The organism is Novosphingobium clariflavum (genome assembly GCF_026420865.1).
In the GTDB taxonomy this organism is placed as follows: Bacteria; Pseudomonadota; Alphaproteobacteria; order Sphingomonadales; family Sphingomonadaceae; genus Novosphingobium; species Novosphingobium clariflavum.
On sequence record NZ_JAPCWC010000003.1, the window covers coordinates 24,419 to 44,175 of the forward strand.

15 protein-coding genes are annotated in these 19,757 nt (G+C 64.4%); 8 read left to right on the top strand and 7 right to left on the bottom strand.

Annotated elements, in window-relative coordinates; genetic code table 11:
* Window positions 1–6: 6 nt before the first annotated feature.
* From OKA11_RS04485 to OKA11_RS04495, 3 genes are all read right to left on the bottom strand, one after another.
* Window positions 7–936, bottom strand: coding sequence for a 1-phosphofructokinase family hexose kinase (locus tag OKA11_RS04485; protein WP_267219037.1), 930 nt, complete (start codon window positions 934–936; stop codon window positions 7–9).
* 104 nt (window positions 937–1,040) lie between these two features.
* Window positions 1,041–3,029 carry a putative bifunctional diguanylate cyclase/phosphodiesterase gene (locus OKA11_RS04490; RefSeq protein WP_379489332.1) on the bottom strand — a complete coding sequence of 663 codons (1,989 nt, stop codon included), beginning with the start codon at window positions 3,027–3,029 and terminating at the stop codon, window positions 1,041–1,043.
* Window positions 3,030–3,271: 242 nt separating this feature from the next.
* Window positions 3,272–5,881, bottom strand: coding sequence for a bifunctional diguanylate cyclase/phosphodiesterase (locus OKA11_RS04495; RefSeq protein ID WP_267219038.1), 2,610 nt, complete (start codon window positions 5,879–5,881; stop codon window positions 3,272–3,274).
* A 16-nt stretch (window positions 5,882–5,897) separates the two neighbouring features.
* Here OKA11_RS04495 and OKA11_RS04500 point away from each other — a divergent pair, with 16 nt between their 5' ends.
* Window positions 5,898–6,050, top strand: coding sequence for a hypothetical protein (locus OKA11_RS04500; RefSeq protein ID WP_267219039.1), 153 nt, complete (start codon window positions 5,898–5,900; stop codon window positions 6,048–6,050).
* Between the two features lie 277 nt (window positions 6,051–6,327).
* On the opposite strand, the gene OKA11_RS04505 is transcribed toward OKA11_RS04500, so the two are convergent.
* Window positions 6,328–6,498 (bottom strand): hypothetical protein, encoded by a 171-nt coding sequence (locus OKA11_RS04505; RefSeq protein ID WP_185928596.1) that lies wholly within the window; start codon window positions 6,496–6,498, stop codon window positions 6,328–6,330.
* 120 nt (window positions 6,499–6,618) lie between these two features.
* Window positions 6,619–8,211, bottom strand: coding sequence for an isocitrate lyase (locus OKA11_RS04510; protein ID WP_267219040.1), 1,593 nt, complete (start codon window positions 8,209–8,211; stop codon window positions 6,619–6,621).
* A gap of 150 nt (window positions 8,212–8,361) precedes the next feature.
* Here OKA11_RS04510 and OKA11_RS04515 point away from each other — a divergent pair, with 150 nt between their 5' ends.
* Together OKA11_RS04515 and OKA11_RS04520 are read left to right on the top strand one after the other, a co-directional pair.
* Complete coding sequence (locus tag OKA11_RS04515) at window positions 8,362–9,750, top strand: helix-turn-helix domain-containing protein (protein ID WP_267219041.1); 1,389 nt, start codon at window positions 8,362–8,364, stop codon at window positions 9,748–9,750.
* 117 nt (window positions 9,751–9,867) lie between these two features.
* The gene (locus OKA11_RS04520; RefSeq protein WP_267219042.1) at window positions 9,868–11,469 is read left to right on the top strand and encodes a class I adenylate-forming enzyme family protein; all 1,602 of its coding nucleotides are present in this window, start codon (window positions 9,868–9,870) and stop codon (window positions 11,467–11,469) included.
* 300 nt (window positions 11,470–11,769) lie between these two features.
* On the opposite strand, the gene OKA11_RS04525 is transcribed toward OKA11_RS04520, so the two are convergent.
* Both OKA11_RS04525 and OKA11_RS04530 read right to left on the bottom strand, forming a co-directional pair.
* Entirely contained in the window at window positions 11,770–14,391 is a 2,622-nt protein-coding gene (locus OKA11_RS04525; RefSeq protein ID WP_267219043.1) for a TonB-dependent receptor, read from the bottom strand.
* A 495-nt stretch (window positions 14,392–14,886) separates the two neighbouring features.
* Window positions 14,887–15,201: a hypothetical protein gene (locus tag OKA11_RS04530; RefSeq protein WP_267219044.1), complete on the bottom strand. Its 315-nt coding sequence runs from the start codon at window positions 15,199–15,201 to the stop codon at window positions 14,887–14,889.
* Between OKA11_RS04530 and OKA11_RS04535 the strand changes: the two genes are divergently transcribed.
* From OKA11_RS04535 to OKA11_RS04555, 5 genes are all read left to right on the top strand, one after another.
* Window positions 15,193–15,888, top strand: a complete 696-nt coding sequence (locus OKA11_RS04535) for a TonB family protein (RefSeq protein ID WP_267219045.1) — start codon at window positions 15,193–15,195, stop codon at window positions 15,886–15,888. The genes OKA11_RS04530 and OKA11_RS04535 overlap by 9 nt on opposite strands.
* Before the next feature lie 76 nt (window positions 15,889–15,964).
* The gene (locus OKA11_RS04540; protein WP_267219046.1) at window positions 15,965–17,011 is read left to right on the top strand and encodes a mannose-1-phosphate guanylyltransferase; all 1,047 of its coding nucleotides are present in this window, start codon (window positions 15,965–15,967) and stop codon (window positions 17,009–17,011) included.
* 23 nt (window positions 17,012–17,034) lie between these two features.
* Window positions 17,035–17,850: a class I mannose-6-phosphate isomerase gene (locus OKA11_RS04545; protein ID WP_267219047.1), complete on the top strand. Its 816-nt coding sequence runs from the start codon at window positions 17,035–17,037 to the stop codon at window positions 17,848–17,850.
* Window positions 17,851–17,853: 3 nt separating this feature from the next.
* Window positions 17,854–18,315: a DUF2721 domain-containing protein gene (locus OKA11_RS04550; RefSeq protein ID WP_267219048.1), complete on the top strand. Its 462-nt coding sequence runs from the start codon at window positions 17,854–17,856 to the stop codon at window positions 18,313–18,315.
* A 72-nt stretch (window positions 18,316–18,387) separates the two neighbouring features.
* Window positions 18,388–19,683 (top strand): MFS transporter, encoded by a 1,296-nt coding sequence (locus OKA11_RS04555; protein WP_267219049.1) that lies wholly within the window; start codon window positions 18,388–18,390, stop codon window positions 19,681–19,683.
* Window positions 19,684–19,757: the final 74 nt, after the last annotated feature.

A 19,757-nucleotide genomic window follows, 5' to 3' on the forward strand; every position in this document is an offset into this window, starting at 1 on the left:
ACGGCTTCAGGCCGGCTCGACCATCCGCAGCAGGCGCTCGATGTCCGCGGGACGGGCCAGGTCCGTGCCTGCACGCAGGACCGCCGCCGAGCCGGCAGCAAGGCCGATCCGAAAGGCAGTGAGGTCATCGTCGCCCTGACACAGGGCGTGGACCATCGCGGCAACAAAGCTGTCACCGGCGCCGACGGCACTAGCTGCGTCGATCTTGAGCGCGGGAAGATAGGTGGTGCCCCCGGCTTTGGCGAGCAGTGCGCCTTCATGGCCCATGGTGACGGCAACGAGCCGGGCCTTGCCGGTGGCCACGATATCCATCGCCGCGCTTCCGATTTCCTCCAGGTTGTCGAGCGTGCGACCTGTATATTGCGCCAGTTCACCGATGCTGGGTTTGACCAGCAACAAGTCACCTTGCGCGATGCCTGTTGCCAGCGCCTCGCCCGAGGTGTCGAGCACCATCTCGATGCCCCGCGGCGCGAGCAGGCGGGTGACGCGGGCGTAGAAGTCTGTCGGTACGCCGGGGGGGAGGGAACCGCTCATGACCATGACGTCGCAATCCGCTTCGGCGAGCAGGTCCAGGCAGCGGCCCCACTCGGCCTCGCTGACGTGGGGGCCGGCGGGAGTGAAGCGGAATTCCTTGCCGGTGTCGTGTTCGAGAATGTCGGCGGCGATACGCGTCGGGCCCTCGATCGGGATGCGTGTGCGGACCAGTTGATGCAGGTCGATCAGGCCGTCGAGCGCGGGGCCGGTGGCACCACCGGACAGGTAATAGCACCGCGCGTTGCCGCCGAGCCGTACGAAGACCCGCGCGACATTGATGCCGCCGCCCCCAGGTGCGTAGTGTTCGTTGTCGGTGCGCATCTTGTGCGTGTGGCGGACTTTACCGACGTCGTAGGAGACGTCGATCGTCGGGTTCATGGTTAGCGTGGCGATGCTTTTCATCGGGCGGCTCCAAGAGGGGGAGGGCGTGCCGTTTGGCTAAGTGACGGAAAATATGCCCGTTATTGACGGCAGCCGTCAAGCAGTGCGGCCGGAGGCTTGTCGGGTCAAGCGGCGTTGCAGGCGCGGGGAAGCAGGCTCTGGAAATCAACCATCGCTGCCGGGCCCGGCTTGCCGAACAGGAAGCCCTGGCCTTGGGTGCAGCCTTCGCTGCGCAAGTATTCGCGCTCCATCTCGCGCTCGATACCTTCGGCCACCACGGTTACGCCCAGACTGCGGCCAAGCCCGATGACCGCGCGGATCACCGCGCGCGAATTGGCCTCGCGCTGGAGGTTCAGGATGAACGACTTGTCGATCTTGATCTTGGTGAAGGGGTAGTTGAGCAGATAACTGAGCGACGAATAGCCGGTACCGAAATCGTCGAGCGAGATGCCGATGCCGAAGGCCCGCAAGTTGCGGATGATCGCAGCCGGGCGGGGGCCGCGCTCCATCAGCACGGCCTCGGTGATTTCCAGTTCGAGCCGCTCGGCGACAAGGCCGGAGGAGGAGAGCGCATTGATCACTGTGCTGAGCAAATTGCCGTTGCGGAACTGCAGGGGCGAGACATTGACCGAAAGCCGCACATGTTGGGGCCAGGACATCGCCTCGCGGCAGGCGGAATTGAGTACGAAGCGGCCGACCTGATCGATCAGCCCCAGTTCTTCCGCAAGCGGGATGAAAACTTCGGGCGATACATGCCCGCGTTCGGCGTGGTGCCAGCGCAGCAGGGCCTCGCAGCATTCGATCTGCCCGGTCTCGAGATTCACGAGCGGCTGGTAGTGGACTTCCAGGTCGCCGTCCTGCACGGCTTTGCGCAAGTCCTTCTCGAGCCGGCTCTTGGCCTGGGCTGCCTCGTCCATGCGCAGTTCGAAACTGCGGCAGGTGCCGCGTCGTTCGGCCTTGGCCGCATAGAGCGCAAGGTCAGCGTAGCGCATCAGGGTTTGCGGATCGGAACTGTCGTAAGGCGCTACCGAGAAGCCGATGGTCGCGCCGATGTGCAGCATGTTGCCGTGGATGAAGAACGGTTCGCTGAGGGCGGTGATAATGGACTTGGCGACGAGTTCGGCCTGGGTCTGGCTGGCGCGGCGGAAGATGATCGCGAATTCATCACCGCCGATGCGGCAGAGCAGGGCGCCTGGCGGGATCAGTTCGCGCATGCGGCGGGCCGCGTCGGTCAGCAGCATGTCGCCGAAGTGATGGCCGTAGGTGTCGTTCACCGCCTTGAAGTGATCGAGGTCTACCAGCGCAAGGGTGACCGTGTTGGCCGATGACGCTTCCTCGAGCACGGCGCTCAGGTATTCGCGGCAGTGCGGACGGTTCGCGAGTCCGGTCAGTTCATCGTGACGCGCCATGTGCGCCATGTGCGCCATGCGCTGTTCGATGCGCCGGCGTTCGGTGACGTCGACGATCGAGACGATGGTGACCGGTTCGTCTTCCATGTGCGAAAGGCGCGTGGATACCATGGCTTCGACGTTCGTGCCGTCCCGGCGTCGCAGTGGCCAGCATGAATCCCCTTCGGGGCAATCGCTGGCCAAGAGGGCCATGGCGCTGTCGCGGTCAGCGCGGGAGAAAAGGCATTCGGCGTCCAGGCCAGCCATTTCGTCGGCGCTGTAGCGGAACAGGCGGCAGGCCGCCTCGTTGGCGGAACGGATAAGCCCGGTCGCGGCGTCGTAGACCAGCATGGCCAGCGGGTTCTGCTCGAACAGCAGGCGGAAGGCTTCCTCGCGCCGGCGGATGTCGGTGATGTCGACGCGGATGCCGATCGTGCCGCCGCTTTCGGTCTTGCGCTCTTCGATCAGGATGCAACGGCCATTGGAAAGGCGCTGTTCGTGGCGGCAGTCGGACTGGCGCAACATCTCGATGCGGCGGGCCAGCCATTCCTCTTCCTGCCCGATCGCTTCGGGATAGTCGCCGCGCGACACGCCGATCCGCAGGGTGTCGCCCAGCTTTGCGCCGGGTTGCAGCAGATCGGCCGAGCGGCAGTAGATTTCCGCATAGCGGCGATTCCAGAGAATGTAGCGGTCTTCCTCATCGAGGATGACGATACCCTGGGGCATGGCTTCGATTGCGTCGCGCAGCAGTCGTTCGGCGCGAGAGGCGGCGGACAGAGCCGCTGCGAGTGATTCGTGCGTGAGCGCTACCGACGGATCATCCGCCGGTTTCCTTGCTTCCCGTTCGAAATCGTCCCCAAGAATCAAGATGGTGCCCCCAAAGCTGGCAGCCGGGGCATACTAGGCAAGGCGTTAATTTTCTTGTCAATGTTACATGCGACAGGCCGAGGCCCTCGTGCCGCGAGCACTCAGTTGCCGGTTGCGCTTGCCGTTCGTGCTGGTTCCGAGGCGTCTTCGCGTTCGCGCGGCGGTGCGGCTGGTCGTCCGAACAGGTAGCCCTGGGCCTCGTCGCAGCCTTCATCGCGCAGCACGGCCAGTTGCTTTTCGGTCTCGACCCCTTCGGCCAGAACCGGGATCTGCAGGCTGCGGCCGAGCGCCAGTACGGCGCGGATGATGGCGCGGGCCTGATTGCTGTGTTCGGCGCGCGACATGAAGGATTTGTCGATCTTGATCTTGTCGAAGGGGAAGGAGTGCAGGGTGTCGAGCGAGGAATAGCCGGTGCCGAAGTCGTCAATGGCGACGCTCACGCCCATGCTCTTGATCTGGCGCAGGCAGTGCAGGGCGCGCAGCTTGTCGGAGATGATCGCGGTTTCGGTGATCTCCAGTTCCAGCCTGCTGGGGGAAAGACCCGTTTCGACCAGGATCTCGCGCAGCGTCTCGACCAGCCCGGGCTGGAGGAATTGCACCGGGGAAAGATTGACCGCGATCTTGATTGTACTCTGCCATTTGCGGGCTTCACGGCAGGCTTCACGCAGCACCCATTCACCGATGCGGATGATCTCGCCGTTCTCCTCGGCGATCGGGATGAAATCATCCGGGGGCACCAGGCCGCGGGTGGGGTGATGCCAACGCAGCAGCGCTTCGTAGGCGCTCAATTGGCCGGTGTGGAGCGAGCGTTGCGGTTGGTACAGTAGCGAGAGTTCGCCGCGGTCCACCGCATGGCGCAAGTCCGCGGCCAGTTGCCGACGCTGGCGGGCGGTTTCGTCCATGCCGTGCTGGAAGAAACAGAGGTTTTCGCCGAGCGTTGCCTTGGCCCGGTACATGGCAAGATCCGCGTTGTTCAGAAGGGTCTCGCGATCGGTCCCGTCGTTCGGGCAGATCGCGATGCCGATGCTGCCGTCCACCACAAAATGGTGCTCGCTGTCACCTATCGGCGCGATGATGGCATTGCGCAGACGCGCGAGGAAGTCGTTCAGTTCGCTGCGGTTGGCGAACATCTTGCAGGCGGCGAATTCGTCACCACCGAGGCGAGCCACCGCTTCTCCTTCGCCCAGCATTTCGCCAAGCCGCTGGGCGATCGACTGGAGCACGAGATCGCCCGCCGCGTGGCCCTGTGAATCGTTGATTTCCTTGAAGCGGTCCAGATCCACGCCAATGACGGCGAGCTGCTTTTTCAGAGGTGCCGCCGCCGCCAGAAGTTCATCCACCAGCATGGCAAAGCGCGTGCGGTTCGGCAGGCCGGTCAGCGGATCGTGCAAGGCCATGTGCGCGATCTTGGCCTCCGATTTACGCTGTTCGGTGATGTCGTCGCAGGTCGTGACCCAGCCGCCTTCGGGCAAGGCGCGGTTGGCCACCGAGATCACATGGTTCTCTCCGAAGTCCGCGATGATGGGGGCGCTTCCGGTATCGGCCAGGGTTTCGTGGAGGATGTCCTTCATGTTCCGGAGGACCTGTGAACCGGCTTGCTCGCCTCCCAGGTTCATGAAGCCGCTGGCGATCAACGCGGCTAAATCGGTGACGTTGCGGCAATCGTCTTCTTCGAGTGACCAGATTTCCCGGAAACGACGGTTGCACAGGACGACGCGCTGGTCGGCGTCGAACAGGCACAGTCCCTGGAGCATGTTTTCGAGCGCAGTGTCGAGATGACGCGAGGTTTCCGCGATTAGTGCCTGCGCTTCGCGGAACGGGGTGATGTTGTGCATCACGAAGGAGAAGCCCAGTTCTTCGCCCGATGGGGCAAGCAGCTTTTCCACCGTGCCATGGGCCCAGAAGCGCGAGCCGTCCTGTCTCAGGCATTCCCCCGTTCCTGAATGAAGGCCGTTTTCGCGGGCCTGGGCAAGCAGGAAATTGGGCAGGCCTGCAGTCCGATCCTCTTCGGTGAACAGACGTGCGATCGGCAGGCCGATCATTTCCTGCGCATTGTAGCCGGTCAGTCGCTTGGCCCCGAGATTCCATTGCGAGATGCGACCGTCGTGGTCGAGCATGCAGATCGCGTAGTCGGAAATCGTCTTCACCAACTGCGAGAACCGACGTTCGCTTTCATCCAAGGCGTTACGGGCGATACGATTGACGATTTGGGCGGTCATGCCGAGCGCGAAGACGCCCAGGGACACCATGCTGATCCATGCGGTCAGAACGGTGGGGCTGATGGCGATGCCAGAGGAGCGCGGACGCGCCGGGATCAGGGTGATGGCGGCCACCGCCGTGAAATGAAGCAGCAGCACGCCAGCGACGAGGCAGAGGGCGGCGCCAACTGGAGCCCAGGTTCCTTTCCCGTGAACGGCAAGTCGCAGGCCGGGAAGCCACAGCAATGTGGGCAGGAGGATGGATAGTGCCACCATGTCGGGGCGCCAGACGATTCTGGCGGGGATTTCGAGCGCGGCGGTGCCGATGTAATGCATGGCCGCGATGCCGCCGCCCAGCACCAAGGCTGCGGCAAGCCCGTGCGACTGCCGGTGGCTGGCCAGAGTCAGCCGCATGGCCAGTGGCGCGGTTGCGAGTGCCATGACCAGGGACAGCAGGGTCAGGTCGAGCCGGAACGCGAGTGCTTGCGTTCCGGTATAGGCGAGCAGGGCCACGAAATGGGTCGCCCAGGTGCCAAAGCCGAAAGCGACGCCGGCCAATGTCGCCCAGTTGTGCCGCGTTGCGCCGCTCTCGCAGCGGGCCTGGCGCATGAGTATGACGCCGGTCGCTGCAGCCATCGTGCAGACCAGCGCGGCCAGCAGCAGCGCGCCGGGACGGTGCTGATCGCGCAGGCACAGAAAGACGTCGCCGATCCGGGCAAAAGGAAGGGGTTCCATCCTCAAAGTCCTGCGCGATGGCTACTTGCAGGACGGCTAAGCCGGCTATGAGGGCTTCTCCGGGGCGCCATGAAAAAGCCCGCCGCACACAGGGTGCGGCGGGCGGACTTTCCTCCCCAGGAAAGGTCTTGAGTGGCCCCGTTCAGCCTCGGGGGCGAGCGGGGTTTCGGCAATCGAGCGTCACTCCCGCTTGCCGGCAGTCTTCTTGATCAGGCTTCTTGTGATCAGCGCCGTGTGGCGCTGCCGAGCCTGTGGTAGAGGTTCGAGTATTGCGAGGAGATCGGGTCATCCTCGTGGGCGCGCATGTAGAAAAGCACGGCTTCCTGCAGCAGCTTGAAATCCTGGTTCGAAAGCACCGCGCGGGCGCGGGCCGGTTCGGTGGTCATGGTGGTCATTGTACCTTCCTTTCCTTGCTTCACTGGGGCTTTTCCCCGCCGCCTCGGGACTGTCCCTGGGCGTTCTTCGAAGTTCGTCCCGCCGCCCTGTCCGGCGGCAAATCGGCTTCCTTCGCTGCCTCAGGCAGCAAACTGGTTCATCGTGTTGTGGGCGCCGCCCGCCTTGAGTGCGGCTTCCTTGGCGAAGTATTCCTTGTGGTCGTCGCCGATGTCGGAGCCGGCCATGTTCTGGTGCTTCACGCAGGCGATACCCTGGCGGATCTCCTGGCGCTGGACGCCCTTGACGTAGCCGAGCATGCCCGCTTCGCCGAAGTATTCCCGCGCCAGATTGTCGGTCGAGAGCGCGGCGGTGTGGTACGTCGGCAGGGTGATGAGGTGGTGGAAGATGCCTGCCTCGCGCGCCGCGTCCTTCTGGAAGGTGCGGATGCGCTCGTCGGCCTCTGCCGCCAGTTCGGTACCGTCATAATCCATGCTCATCAGCCTTGCCCGGTCGTACTGGCTCATGTCGCGGCCTTCGCCTGCCCACGTGTCGAAGACCTGCTGACGGAAGTTGAGCGTCCAGTTGAAGCTGGGCGAGTTGTTGTAGACCAGCTTGGCGTTCGGGATCACCTCGCGGATGCGGCTGACCATCCCGCCGATCTGGCCGATGTGCGGCTTCTCGGTCTCGATCCAGAGCAGGTCCGCGCCGTTGCGAAGGGCGTGGATGCAATCGAGCACGCAGCGGTCCTCGCCGGTTCCCGAACGGAACTGGAAGAGGTTGCTGGGCAGGCGCTTGGGCTTCATCAGCTTGCCGTCGCGGCTGATGAGGACGTCGCCATGACCGACGTTGCCGGCATCGACCTCGTCGCAGTCGAGGAAGGCGTTGTACTGGTCGCCGATGTCGCCCGCCTCGCGGGTATAGGCGATCTGCTTGGTGAGTCCGGCGCCCAGCGAGTCGGTGCGCGCCACGATCAGGCCTTCGTCGACGCCCAGTTCCATGAAGGCATAGCGGACCGCGCGGATCTTCGCGATGAAGTCCTCGTGCGGAACGGTGACCTTGCCGTCCTGGTGGCCGCACTGCTTCTCGTCCGAGACCTGGTTCTCGATCTGGATGCAGCAGGCACCTGCCTCGATGAACTTCTTGGCGAGGAGGTACGTCGCCTCCGCGTTGCCGAAGCCCGCATCGATGTCCGCGACGATCGGCACGACATGGGTCTCGTGGTTATCGATGGCATGTTCGAGGCGCTTGGCCTCGACTTCGTCACCGGCCTCGCGCGCCTTGTCGAGATCGCGGAACATCATGCCCAGCTCGCGCGCATCGGCCTGGCGCAGGAAGGTGTAGAGCTCCTCGATCAGCGCGGGCACCGAGGTCTTCTCGTGCATCGACTGGTCGGGAAGCGGCCCGAACTCGCTGCGCAGCGCCGCGACCATCCAGCCCGAGAGGTAGAGGTAGCGGCCTTTGGTCGTGCCGAAGTGCTTCTTGATGGAAATCATCTTCTGCTGGCCGATGAAACCGTGCCAGCAGCCCAGCGACTGCGTGTAGTTGGCCGGGTCGAGATCGTAGGCGGCCATGTCCTGGCGCATGATGCGCGCGGTGTAGCGGGCGATGTCGAGGCCGGTCCTGAAGCGGTTCTGGTGGCGCATGCGGGCGACCGATTCGGCCTCGATCCCGTTCCAGTTCGGCTCGGTTCCGATGGTCTTTCCGGCTTCGATGATCTTGCTCTGATAGGTCACTTTGCCAATTCCCCGTTGGAAGAATGTTGCTGGGCTATGACCTGCAGGTAAGCGATAATTTTCCACCCCGGAATGCGCCCCGAAGTCCGGTTGTAAAACTTTACAGATATTCCTTGTAAAGATGTACGGTCATGACAAAGTGCGCGGGCGATGGCGGAAACACGACCTCTTTATCTTGGCCCGCGCTTGCGGCGCCTGCGCCGCGAACTGGGGCTCACACAGCAGGCGATGGCGGACGATCTGGAGATTTCGCCCAGCTACGTCGCCTTGCTGGAACGCAACCAGCGGCCAGTCACGGCGGATATGCTGCTGCGGCTGGCGCGGACCTATCGGCTGGACATCGCCGACATCGCCGGGGACGATGGTGAAGACTATGCCCGGCGCCTTGCAGATATCCTGCGTGATCCCTTGTTCGCGGACATCGACTTGCCTTCGCTGGAAGTGGCCGATCTGGCGATGAGCTTTCCGGGCATCTCCGAGGCGCTGCTGCGGCTTCACGGGGCCTATACCCGCGAAAGCCAGGCCCTGGCCGAACAGCGCGCGTCTGGCCCGGTCGCAGAGGAAAACGAGCCGGTGCGCGAGGCACAGCGCTTCCTCGGGGCTTCGCGCAACTATTTCCACGGCATCGACGTGCGGGCGGAAGAACTGGCCGGTGAGATCGAGCAGGCCGGCGGCGCCACGGCGTGGCTTGCCGCCAAGGGTGTGCGCGTGCGTTTCCTGCCGCCTGACGTCATGGTCGATTCGCTGCGGCGGTTCGACCGGCATAACCAGCAACTCCTGATCGACGATACGCTTGTCGCTTCGAGCAGGGCATTCCAGATCGCCACACACATTGCGCATACGGCGATGCGCAGCGATATCGTGGCGGTCGTGCGCGGGGCGGCCTTCGCACAAACCATCACGGCGACCTTGGTGCGCCGGGCACTGGCCGGCTATGCGGCAGCGGCAATCCTCATGCCTTATGCAAGGTTTGCCCGCGCAGCGGAAGCACGGCGCTACGATGTCGAGGCTCTCTGCGGACTGTTCGGCACCAGCTTCGAGCAGGTCGCTCACCGCCTCACCACCCTGCACCGTCCAGGGGAGGAGCGGGTGCCGTTCTTTTTCCTGCGCGTGGACGAGGCCGGCAACGTCTCGAAGCGGCTGGACGGTGCGGGTTTTCCTTTCGCCGCGCATGGCGGTGGGTGCCCCTTGTGGTCGGTGCATCAGGTGTTCCGCTGGCCGGGCGAGGTGCATACGCAGTGGCTGGAACTGCCGGACGGTCAGCGCTTCTTCTCGGTCGCGCGCACCGTCGTTTCGGGGGAGGGGCGGCATGCGCGGATGAAGGTCACGCGCGCCGTGGCACTGGCCTGTGCGGCGGAAGAGGCGGGCAAGCTTGTCTATTCGGCGGGCGGTGACGCAAGCGTCACGCCGATCGGCGTTACTTGCCGCCTGTGCCAGCGCGCCGACTGTGCCGCCCGTTCGGTGCCGCCGATCGGGCGCGACGTGCTGGCTGACGACTATCGCCGCGCCGCGCAGCCCTACACGTTTGCTGAAAGCTGAGATTCTCAGCTTCGAATTTCCCAGCGCTCATGCGCAAAGTTCGTCCGGGCGATGGCACGCTGGGCATGCTTGCGAGGATGCTGCGCTCGCCGCAGCATCGGGGCGTCAGGATCGTGCTTGGGCGAGAGGGTGAAGGCATTGGGCAGTGACGGCGCGCCGGGCTCGGCCCGGACATTACCTGAACTGGTCCGCTCCGCCGCTGCCGTATATGGCGATGCGCTGGCGATCACGCTGGAGACGGAAACGGGTAGCGAAAGCGCCACGTTCGCGGAACTGGATCGCTGGTCTGCAGAACTCGCCCGGGGTTTGCTGGCACGAGGCGCGGGGAAGGGCGCGCGTGTCGGGTTCATCTTCGGCAATGGTCCCGGTTTTGCCGTGGTGATGGCCGCCATCGCTCGCATCGGCGCGGTCGCGGTGCCGATCAGCACGATGCTGCGTGCCAGCGAGCTGGTGCGCGTACTACGCCAGAGCGATGTGCAGGGACTGATTGTCCAACGTGCTATTCTCGGCAACGATCTCGTGGCGCGGCTTGTGGATGCGCTGCCGGAACTGGATGGCCAATCTTGGGGCGCATTGCGTGTGCCGCGTGTGCCGTACTTGCGCTGGATCGTCTCTAGCGGCGCAGACTTGCCCCTTGCCGTGGCGCCGATCGCCTGGCTCACCGAAGTCGATGCGGGCGAGGAAGTCCTGCGCGAGGTCGAGGCCGAGGTGCACCCGACGGACCAGATGATCGAGATCTACACATCCGGTTCGACGGCATTGCCCAAGGGCGTGCGTCATGTTCACGGTGCGGTGATGGCGCGCAGCCACTGGCTTGCAGGGATGCTTGGCGTGCAAGCGGGGGAGCAGCGCCCGGCGCCATTGCCGATGTTCTGGGTGGGCGGGTTGATGCTGGCGCTGCTGCCTGGCTGGGTGCGGGGCGCGACCACGGTTTGCAGCGAGCGGACACTCAGCAACAGCCGCTTCGCGATGGGATCGGTACTGGCGGAGGAAGACCTCGAAAGGATTCGGGGCGCGCAGCCCTGGTGGGGGCTCGGCATGAGCGAGACCCTGGGGCCTTACGCCTGGGGGGACGTTTTCCGTGCGCCGGGCCGTCCGGTCTGCGCGCCGATGGACCACTTTGCTCCGGGGTACGAGATCCGCATCGTGGATGAGCGCGGCCGCCCGGTGGCCAGCGGCGAAGTCGGGGAAATGCAGGTGCGCGGCCCTGCCGTTGCCCCGGCTCTCCACAAGATCGACCCGGCCGAGCATTTCACGCCGGATGGCTATTTGCGCACCGGCGACCTCTGCCTTGTCGAAGAGTGCGCCAAGGGCGGCGCCGATGGGCGCCGCATCCATTTTGTCGGCCGGGGCGGGGACATGATCAAGGTGTCCGGATCGAACGTCTCGCCCGCCGAGGTGGAGATGGAACTGCAGGCGTTGGATGGCGTCCATAGCGCCTATGTCGTTGGCCTGCCGGATCGCGAGCGGGGGGCGCTGCTGGTGGCGGCACTTGTTCCGCGCGACGGCGCGATGCTTGACCTGCCTGCCATCGAGACGCGGATGAAGGCCAGTCTCTCGGCTTACAAAGTGCCGCGCGCGTGGGTCGAGCTTACCCGCGACGAAGTGCCGCTCCTGCATTCGAACAAGGTCGCCCGCCGCGAAATCGCGCGGATCGTCGCGGAGCGTCTGGCGGAGGGACAGTCCCTGTCCATCAGCGACACGCACAGCCGAAACTGAATTTCGAACACCAGACTCTGTCATCACCCGCGGTGTCGCCCGCCCGTTGCGGCTTGAGGAAACCCCGGCGCTGCCCGGCAATTTCTTCATCGTGATGGAGTGCAAGACCGGCCGTGTGCCGGCGACGGCTCCAGCGTGGAGGCCTGGGCGTAACACCGCGAAGACGGCGTCTATGGTTGTTGCTTCCGGGCGATCACTCGCCGTGTCGATCCGCCGAGCATCGAGGTCTTTCTCGGCCGCGTGAACGTAAAAAGGACCGCCCGCAAGGCGGACGGTCCTTCCTGCGGAACACTGGGCGTATCAGCTTCCGAAGCGGTACTTCAGGCTGAGCCCATACATGCGCGGCGCGCCTACTGCAGCGGTCTGGAAGCCGGTGCCGGTGGCGAGGCCGGAGATGTACGAATAGTACTTTTCCTTGGTCACGTTGGTGGCAAAGAACGCGGCGTCGATGGGCAATCCGGCGATATTCTCCCAACTGACGTTGAGATTCAGCAGGTCCGTCGGCTGCAGGTAGGAAAGGCTCCGGATATAGGCCGCCGTGTCAGGATCGGTGATCGCTCCAGCCCGGCAACTGGGCAGGTTGGCTCCTGCCGTACCGTTGCAGCCGTAGTAAAAACGGTTGCCGGTGTTCGCGAGCATCCTGTCGGTATGCGTGAACGTGGCCCCGAAGGTGATCTTACCGATACTGTCGGAGAGCGGCAGCGTATAGTTGCCCGAGACCGTCACCTTGTTCTTCGGCGTTAGCGCCAGTGGATCGCCGACCAGGTAGGTGCCTGAAAGCACGTAGGGCGAGCCGGGTTCGAGTGCGAAAGTCTTCACCGAAGTCAGCCTGGTGTTGAGGTAGGTGTAGCCCACTTGGAGCATCAGTCCCTCGAACGGGCTGATCGAGCCTTCCACCTCGATGCCCCAGATCCGCGACTTGCCGGCGTTGACCGGGGCTGCCGTGGGCGAGACCGTCGCGGCGACGCAGTTGCCGTCGCCATCGGTGGACTGGCAAGGGTTGGCGTTGAAGCCCAGTTGCAACTGCTGGTTGCTGAACTTGTTGTAGAAGCTGGCAATGTTGAAGTTGCCCGGCATCGATCCGTGCCAGCTTGTCTTGGCGCCGAGTTCGAAGGCATCGACCTTTTCCGGATCGAAGATCGCGAAAGCCGAAGTCACGTTCGGGGCGATGCCGCCGGCACGGTAGCCACGCGCGTATTTGGCGTAGACGAGGATATCGTCCGTCGGCGTATAATCGAAATCGATCAGCCAGGTGGGGGCGGAGGACTTCTGCTTCAGGTCGCGGCGGCAGCCGTTGACGGCGTTTGGGTTCTGCACGGCAGCGTCGGGATAAGTGCAGAACGTGAAGAGCGGGCCGGCCGGGATCGGCTGGAAGGTCGGATAGCTTAGCGGATAGCCGGTGATCGTGGTCGTCTGGACGCTGGTGTTGTTCTCGCGGTCCCAGGTGTAGCGGAAGCCTCCCGTGACCTTGAACTGGTCGGATATCTTGTAGGTCGCCTGCGCATAGAGGCCGACGTCATGGAACGAGGTGCGCCCTGCTGTGGTGTTGATGGCACCGGCATGTTCGGTCGGGTCAAAGGCGCCGCCGAAGAAGACCGGCGTGACCGCCGCCAGATAGCCCAGGATGTCGTAGCACTGGCTGGCCGCCACCGCTTCGGGGCCGGCGCAGGACAGGATCACCGGCGATTTCGATCCGACCACGTCGAGCGGGCGGACCGATTCCAGATAGCCGCCGATCTGCCAGTTCAGCGTGTCGTCGCTGGTACGGCCCTGCACCTGGAATTCCTCGGTGAAAGTGGATTCGTCAGCCGTGCGGTGGCCGGGCAGCGACTGGCTGCTGGCGAAGCCGAAGCGGTAGCTGGGCAGGCCGATCGCGGCGATGGCCGGGCTCATGAAGGCGGTGCCGAAGATCGGGTTGTTGAAGGTGTTCTTCAGCTCGCCGTAGCTGACGATATTCTTGAACGTCAGCGTATCGCTGGCGCGCCAGGTCGTGGTGTTGATTATCTGCCAGACATTGAGCAGCGAGCGCGCATTGGGCAAGTCCTGCGCGAAGTCGTAGAAGCCCGATCCCTGGTAATTGGCACTGTCAGGATCGAGTTGTTCAGCGGCGAAACGGCCGAGGCTGTAGACCGGATCGGCGGCGATCATCTTCTGGGCATCGCCGTGCGTGTCCGAGCGCGAGTACGTGGCGATCGTGTAGTTCTCAAGATCGGGCGTCAGTTCGGCAACCACGCTCAGGCGGGCCGAGAGATAGTCGACGTCGTTGAAGTCCTTGGGACCGACGCCGCTGGTGTTGTGGAGGTAGCCGTCGCGCTTCATGCGATCGACGCCGAGGCGGACCTTGAAGGTATCGGCCAGCGGTACGTTGAGCACGGCCTGCACGCGGCGCATGTCGTAGTTGCCGATCGATCCCTGCACATAACCCTCGAACAGGTCGGTGGGCTTCTGCGGCACCAGCAGCACGGCGCCGCCGGTGGTGTTGCGGCCGAACAGCGTGCCTTGCGGGCCTTTCAGCACCTGCACGTTCTGAAGGTCGAAATAGGCGCCGGGGCCTGCGCCGTCACCCGAAGGCAGGCCGTTGGAGGCGCCGCGCGGGGCCACCACATCGGCGAAGTAGACGCCGACCGAAGGCGCCGTTCCCAGATCCTGCACGAAACCGCGGATCGCGAAGGACGAGTTCTGCGAGCCGAAATTGGTATTGGCCGAAAGCGAGGGCGTGCTGGTGGCAAGATCCGCCGCGCTCACCACGTTGCGGTTGGTCAGCTGTTCCTGATTGAACACGGTGATGGAGATCGGCACGTCCTGAAGGCGTTCCTCGGTGCGCCGGGCGGTGACGATGATGTCGCCGGGATTGACCACCGGGCTTTCGCGCCTGCCGTTCTGCGGCTTTTCCGGGGCCAGCGGGGTGGCATCCTGGGCCATTGCGGGCGCCGCGTAAACGGCTGCGCACCCGACGCCGAGCATGAGCGAAGTCTTTAAAATCCTTGTAAACATGTCTGTCCTCTCCTCCGGAAACATTGTTCTCACGTCGGATCCGAGAAGGTGCGCGGGCCGGTTCATGCCGGGATCGCGGGCAAGGACGGTCCGACTGTCGACAAATTCCAGGAACGGTGGCCGCATGGTGCCCGTTTACCGGGCCGGGCTGCGGTTCATGCGCTCCCCTGTTACCGATCTCCCAAATAGAGCCGCGTGCCGATGACCGGCATCTTCTGGCTCACTCCCTTATCCGCGCAATCTTGCGTCTCTTTCTGTGATGCTTGTTGTGTTTTATGATTCTTGCGCGTGGCTTGCAGGATATATCCGGCCTCGATGCGGCGCAATTATGCGAAGTAAAGCCCTTGATCTTCTTTTTGGTGACTGTGGCGGCAGGGGCGCATGTCCGGCGGTGTCACTTGCCGATTGTCTGTTCGACTGGGATCATTGTTCCTTTCCAGACAATACGATGTGCCGTGCGGTCATAGGCAATTCCCGGGGGGGTGCCTGGGTGGTCGGGTCGGCCTCATCGAGTTCGCGGCGCAGCGCTTTGCCATGTCGCGCCGGAACATCAGCCCGGCAGGCAAAGAGCAGGTTGCCGGTTCTGACCGATGCACTTGTCAGTGTCGCACCGATCATGGCATCGGGAACGAATGGTACAGGTAACGGATTGACCAGGGCATGGTGGTCGGAAGAGCTGAACCTGGCCTTCCTCGCCGGTCCAGGTGGGGTGTCGTCGCGCTGGTCGCCGTGCTGCATCTCTTGGCGATCGCGGCGCTGGTGCGGGCTTTCACGCCGCAGATCGCCGCGACCATCGTCGGTTCGATCACGACTGCCTTCGACGTTCCGCTCGATCCGCCGAAGCCAGTCCCGCCCAAGCCTGAAGCGCCCAAACCTGAACTGCGGCGCAAGCCTGCCATGAAGCGCGAGGAAGGCGCCGCCGGTGCGCAGGGGAGCAAGGCTGCCCCGCGCGACGTCGCCGTGCCCAAGGCGCCGTTCGCGGTGAAACCCACCGAGGCACCGCCGGTCGCCGGCACCGGATTGGAAAATGCCGCCGGAGCGGCCGACAAGGGCATGGGCACTGGAGCGTCCGGCCAAGGCATGGGGCTGGGGGCAGGAGCGAGCGGAGCGGGAACCGGTGGAGGCGGCGGTGCGAGCAAGCCGGTCAAGATTGCCGGGGACATCAATTCCGCCCGCGATTATCCGCGCGCCAGCCGTGACGTGCGGCTCGGGCACGAGGTGATTGTTATCGTCCGGGTCGGCATCGATGGCAGGGTGAAGTCCTGCCGGGTTGCGAAGTCGAGCCCCGATGCGGAGGCGGATCGCATCACGTGCCGTCTCGCGGGCGAACGGTTCCGTTTCCGCCCGGCGCGGGATGGGGCGGGCAACCCCGTCGAGGGCGACTATGGCTGGCGTCAGCGATGGTTCCTCACAGGACAGGAATGACCTCGCCGTTGCATTGCCTTGAAGGGCGGTTATGGCGTTTCGCATGCAATCCCATTCCAGCGATCGTTCGCCTTCCATGCTTCAGATAGTCCCGGTCATTCTCTGCGGCGGCAGTGGCACGCGGCTCTGGCCGCGCAGCCGTGCGGCCATGCCCAAGCCGTTCCTGCCGCTGGTTGGCGACACCACGCTGTTCGAGGCAAGCCTTGCGCGATGCCCCGCCGAACTCGGATTCGTCGCGCCGGTCGTGGTTACGGGCGCGAAGCATCTCGAACATGTGGAAGCGCAGCTTTCCGGCGCCCCCGGCGCCACGGTGATCGTCGAGCCGGCCGCGCGCAACACGGCGGCCGCCATTGCGCTGGCGGCCTGCCGCCTGCCCGAAGACGCCGTGATGCTAGTCTGCCCGAGCGACCACCACATCGGCCGCCCCGACGTCTTTGCCCAGGCGGCCGCTGCTGCTGCCGCCCTGGCGTCCGAGGGCTGGCTGGTTTCCTTCGGGATCGAGGCGACCGCGCCCGAAACCGGCTTCGGCTATCTCAAGCGGGGAGAGGCGATCGAAGGCACGACCGGATTCCGCACCGCGCAGTTCGTCGAGAAGCCGGACCTTGAACGGGCAAAGAGCTTCCTCGCGGACGGCGGCTATGCGTGGAATGGTGGCATCTTTGCCTTCCGGGTTGGCGATTTCATGGCCGAACTGGCTGCTCACCGTCCGCAGATCGCCGCTAAGGTGCGCGAGGCCGTGGAAAAGGGGGTAGAGGACGGGCACCGCTTCCACCCCGATGCGGCGACCTTTGCCGAAGTGCCGAGCGATTCGGTGGACTATGCGGTGATGGAAAACACCAGCCGTGCGGCGATGGTCCCGGCCGACATGGACTGGTCCGACATCGGCAACTGGCAGGCGCTGCACGATGCGCTCGAACGCGACGAGAGCGGCAATTCGGTGCGCGGCAGCGGCGAGGCGGAACTGGTCGATTGCCGCAATGTGCTGGTCGACAGCGACGGGCCGCGCGTCTCGGTGATCGGGCTCGACAACGTCATTGTCGTGGTGGACGGCAACGAGGTGCTGGTCACCACGGCCGAAGGCGTGCAGAAGGTCGGAAAGCTGAACGGGGCCCTTAACCAATAAGGGCATCAATAGAGGATCTTGCAATGACTGCCGCACTCGCGATCCGCGAAGTCGAGAAGCCCTGGGGCAAGGATGTCCTGCCCGCGCCTTTCGTCGCTCCGGAAGGTGAGCGCATCGGCGAGGTGTGGTTCGAGCCGCCTGCCGCGCTGCCCGACCTGCTGGTGAAGTACATTTTTACCAGCGAGAAGCTGTCCGTGCAGGTCCACCCCAGCGATGCGCAGACGCTGGCCAAGGGCATCGGCAAGCAGGGCAAGGAAGAGTGCTGGCTGATCGTCGCTGCCGAGCCGGGTGCCACGCTCGGCATCGGTTTCGATGCGCCGATCGCGCAGGAGGCCATGCGCGCCGCCTCGCTGGATGGCAGCATCGAAGGGCTGATGACCTGGCACGAAGTGCAGCCGGGCGACTTCTTCTACATCCCGGCCAACACCGTCCATGCCATCGGCGCGGGCGTGAGCCTGATCGAAGTGCAGCAGAACAGCGACATCACCTATCGTCTCTATGACTATGGCCGCCCGCGCGAGCTGCATCTGGACGAGGGCATGGCGGTCTCGAAGGGCGAGGTCTACGATCTGGCGCGCTGGCACAAGCGGATCGCCTCGAACGAGACGCAGGTGCTGGTCGATGGCCCGCTGTTCCTGCTCGATCAGGTGGCGGGTGCGCCCACGGCGGAAATCGCCGCGCGCTATCCCGGCGCGCTGCTGGTGATCCCGCGCGAGGAAGCGGTGAAGGTCGGCGAGGATTTGATCGCGCCGGGTGGCTGCGCCCTTGCCCCATCGCTGGCCGAGGTCACTTTCGCCGAAAACGGTGTCTGCCTGCTGGCACGGGCCTGCGAAGGCTGATCCGTGTTCACCATCAGCGATTCGACGATCGTCCAGACCATCCAATTGGCCTTGACGCCGGTCTTCGTACTGGTCGCCATCGGCAATATCCTGAACATTCTCTCGACCCGTCTGGGCCGCGTGGTGGACCGCGCGCGCACGCTCCAGGAGCGTCATAACGAGACGGAAGGCCCAGCCCACGATATAGTGGTCCTGGAAATCCGGCTGGTCGACAAGCGCATCCAGATCATCACCAACGCCATCCGCCTCATGGTGCTTTCGGCGCTGTGCATCGGTACGACGGTGGCGGTGCTGTTCCTGCAGGGGCTGGCCGGGTTCGACATGCACGGCATCGCCGCGCTGATCTTCCTGGCCTCGATCGTGTTGCTGCTGGCGGCGCTGGTGCTGTTCCTGCGTGAGACGCAAGTGGCCAAGCAGGCCCTCAGCATACCGCGCGATTATCTGGAACTGCACCGGACCATCTGATCCAGCGGGTATCGCCGGGGCGTTTGGCGATCTGGCCGCATGCCCTAGGCTCTCTCCCAAGGGAGAGAACAGATGCATGCACCTGGTAGAGCGCTGCCGGATCGTACCGGTCAGCGGGCGGAGTGGCGGCGGGGCTGGAAGCTTGTGCTGGCCTCGGCAGTCGGCTTCTCGTTCTTCTCGGTCTTGCTGGCGGGCACCGGACTGTTCTTCGGGCCACTGGGCAAGGAATTTGGCTGGAGCCGCTCGCTGCTTTCCGCGGGGCCGGGTATCGCGACGCTCGTCACTGCGCTGCTTTCGCCGTTCTACGGCGCCTTGATCGACCGTATGGGATCGCGCCGCCTGGCGCTGCCGGGGATCGTATTGGTTATGGGCGCGATGAGTTCATTCGCCTTGGCGAATGGTTCGCCGCTGCAGTGGATCGCGCTCTGGGTGATCTTTGGAGTGTTGCTCACCACGATCAAGTCCACCGTCTGGACTACCGCCGTCGCCGGGATGTTTGACGAAGGCAGGGGGCTTGCTCTTGGTGTGACCGTGGCCGGAACGGCGGCGGCGCAGGCCATTGTGCCGCCGCTCGGCAACTTCCTGATCGAGCATGCGGGATGGCGGGGTGCTTTTGTCTGGTTCGGCCTGGGCTGGGGCGGACTGACGCTGCTGCTCTGCGCATTGTTCTTTTATGACGTTCGCGACCGGGCCCGCAGCGCGGCGCAAGCGGCTGGTGAAGCGGCGCCCGCGCAAGGTGCTTTGCACCTTCCAGGTCTGACCCCGCGCGCGGCGCTGCGCAGCCGGGCGATCTGGCAACTGGCGGCGTCGACGTTCCTCGTCATGGCGCTGACCGTCGGCCTTGGCATCCACCTCTTCCCGATCCTCACCGAAGCGGGCGTCACCCGCGCCAACGCGGCATGGCTGACAGCCTTGACCGGCGTTGCGGGCATCGTCGGCAAGCTGGTCACCGGCGCTTTGATGGATCGCTACAAGCCGAACTGGATTGGCGGCGTGACTGTGGGCGTTACGGCGGTGACGTTCATCGTGCTGATCTGGTGGATCGATTCTACGGCGGCGGTGATCTTCGGCCTGCTGGTGAACGGCTATGCGGCCGGAACCAAGATGCAGATCTGCGCCTTCCTCACGGCCGGTTACGCCGGAATGCGGCATTTCGGCGCCATCTATGGGGTGATGGCGGCGATAGTTGCCTTCGCCTCGGGGTTGGGGCCGTGGCTGGCCGGCGTGGTCTACGACAAGTTCGGCGGATATGGGCCGTTCCTGTGGGCGGGGGTTGCCGGTTGTATCGTCAGCGGAGTGTTGCTGGTGAGGCTGCCTGCCTATCCGAAATGGGCGGAAAGCGGAGGGGCGTCGCTCTACCCCGCATAAGTGCGTCCTCCCGCTCCAATGTGTGGGGCTCCTCTGCCTGTATTTTGTTCGCCAAACGAAAACGAGCCGGAAAG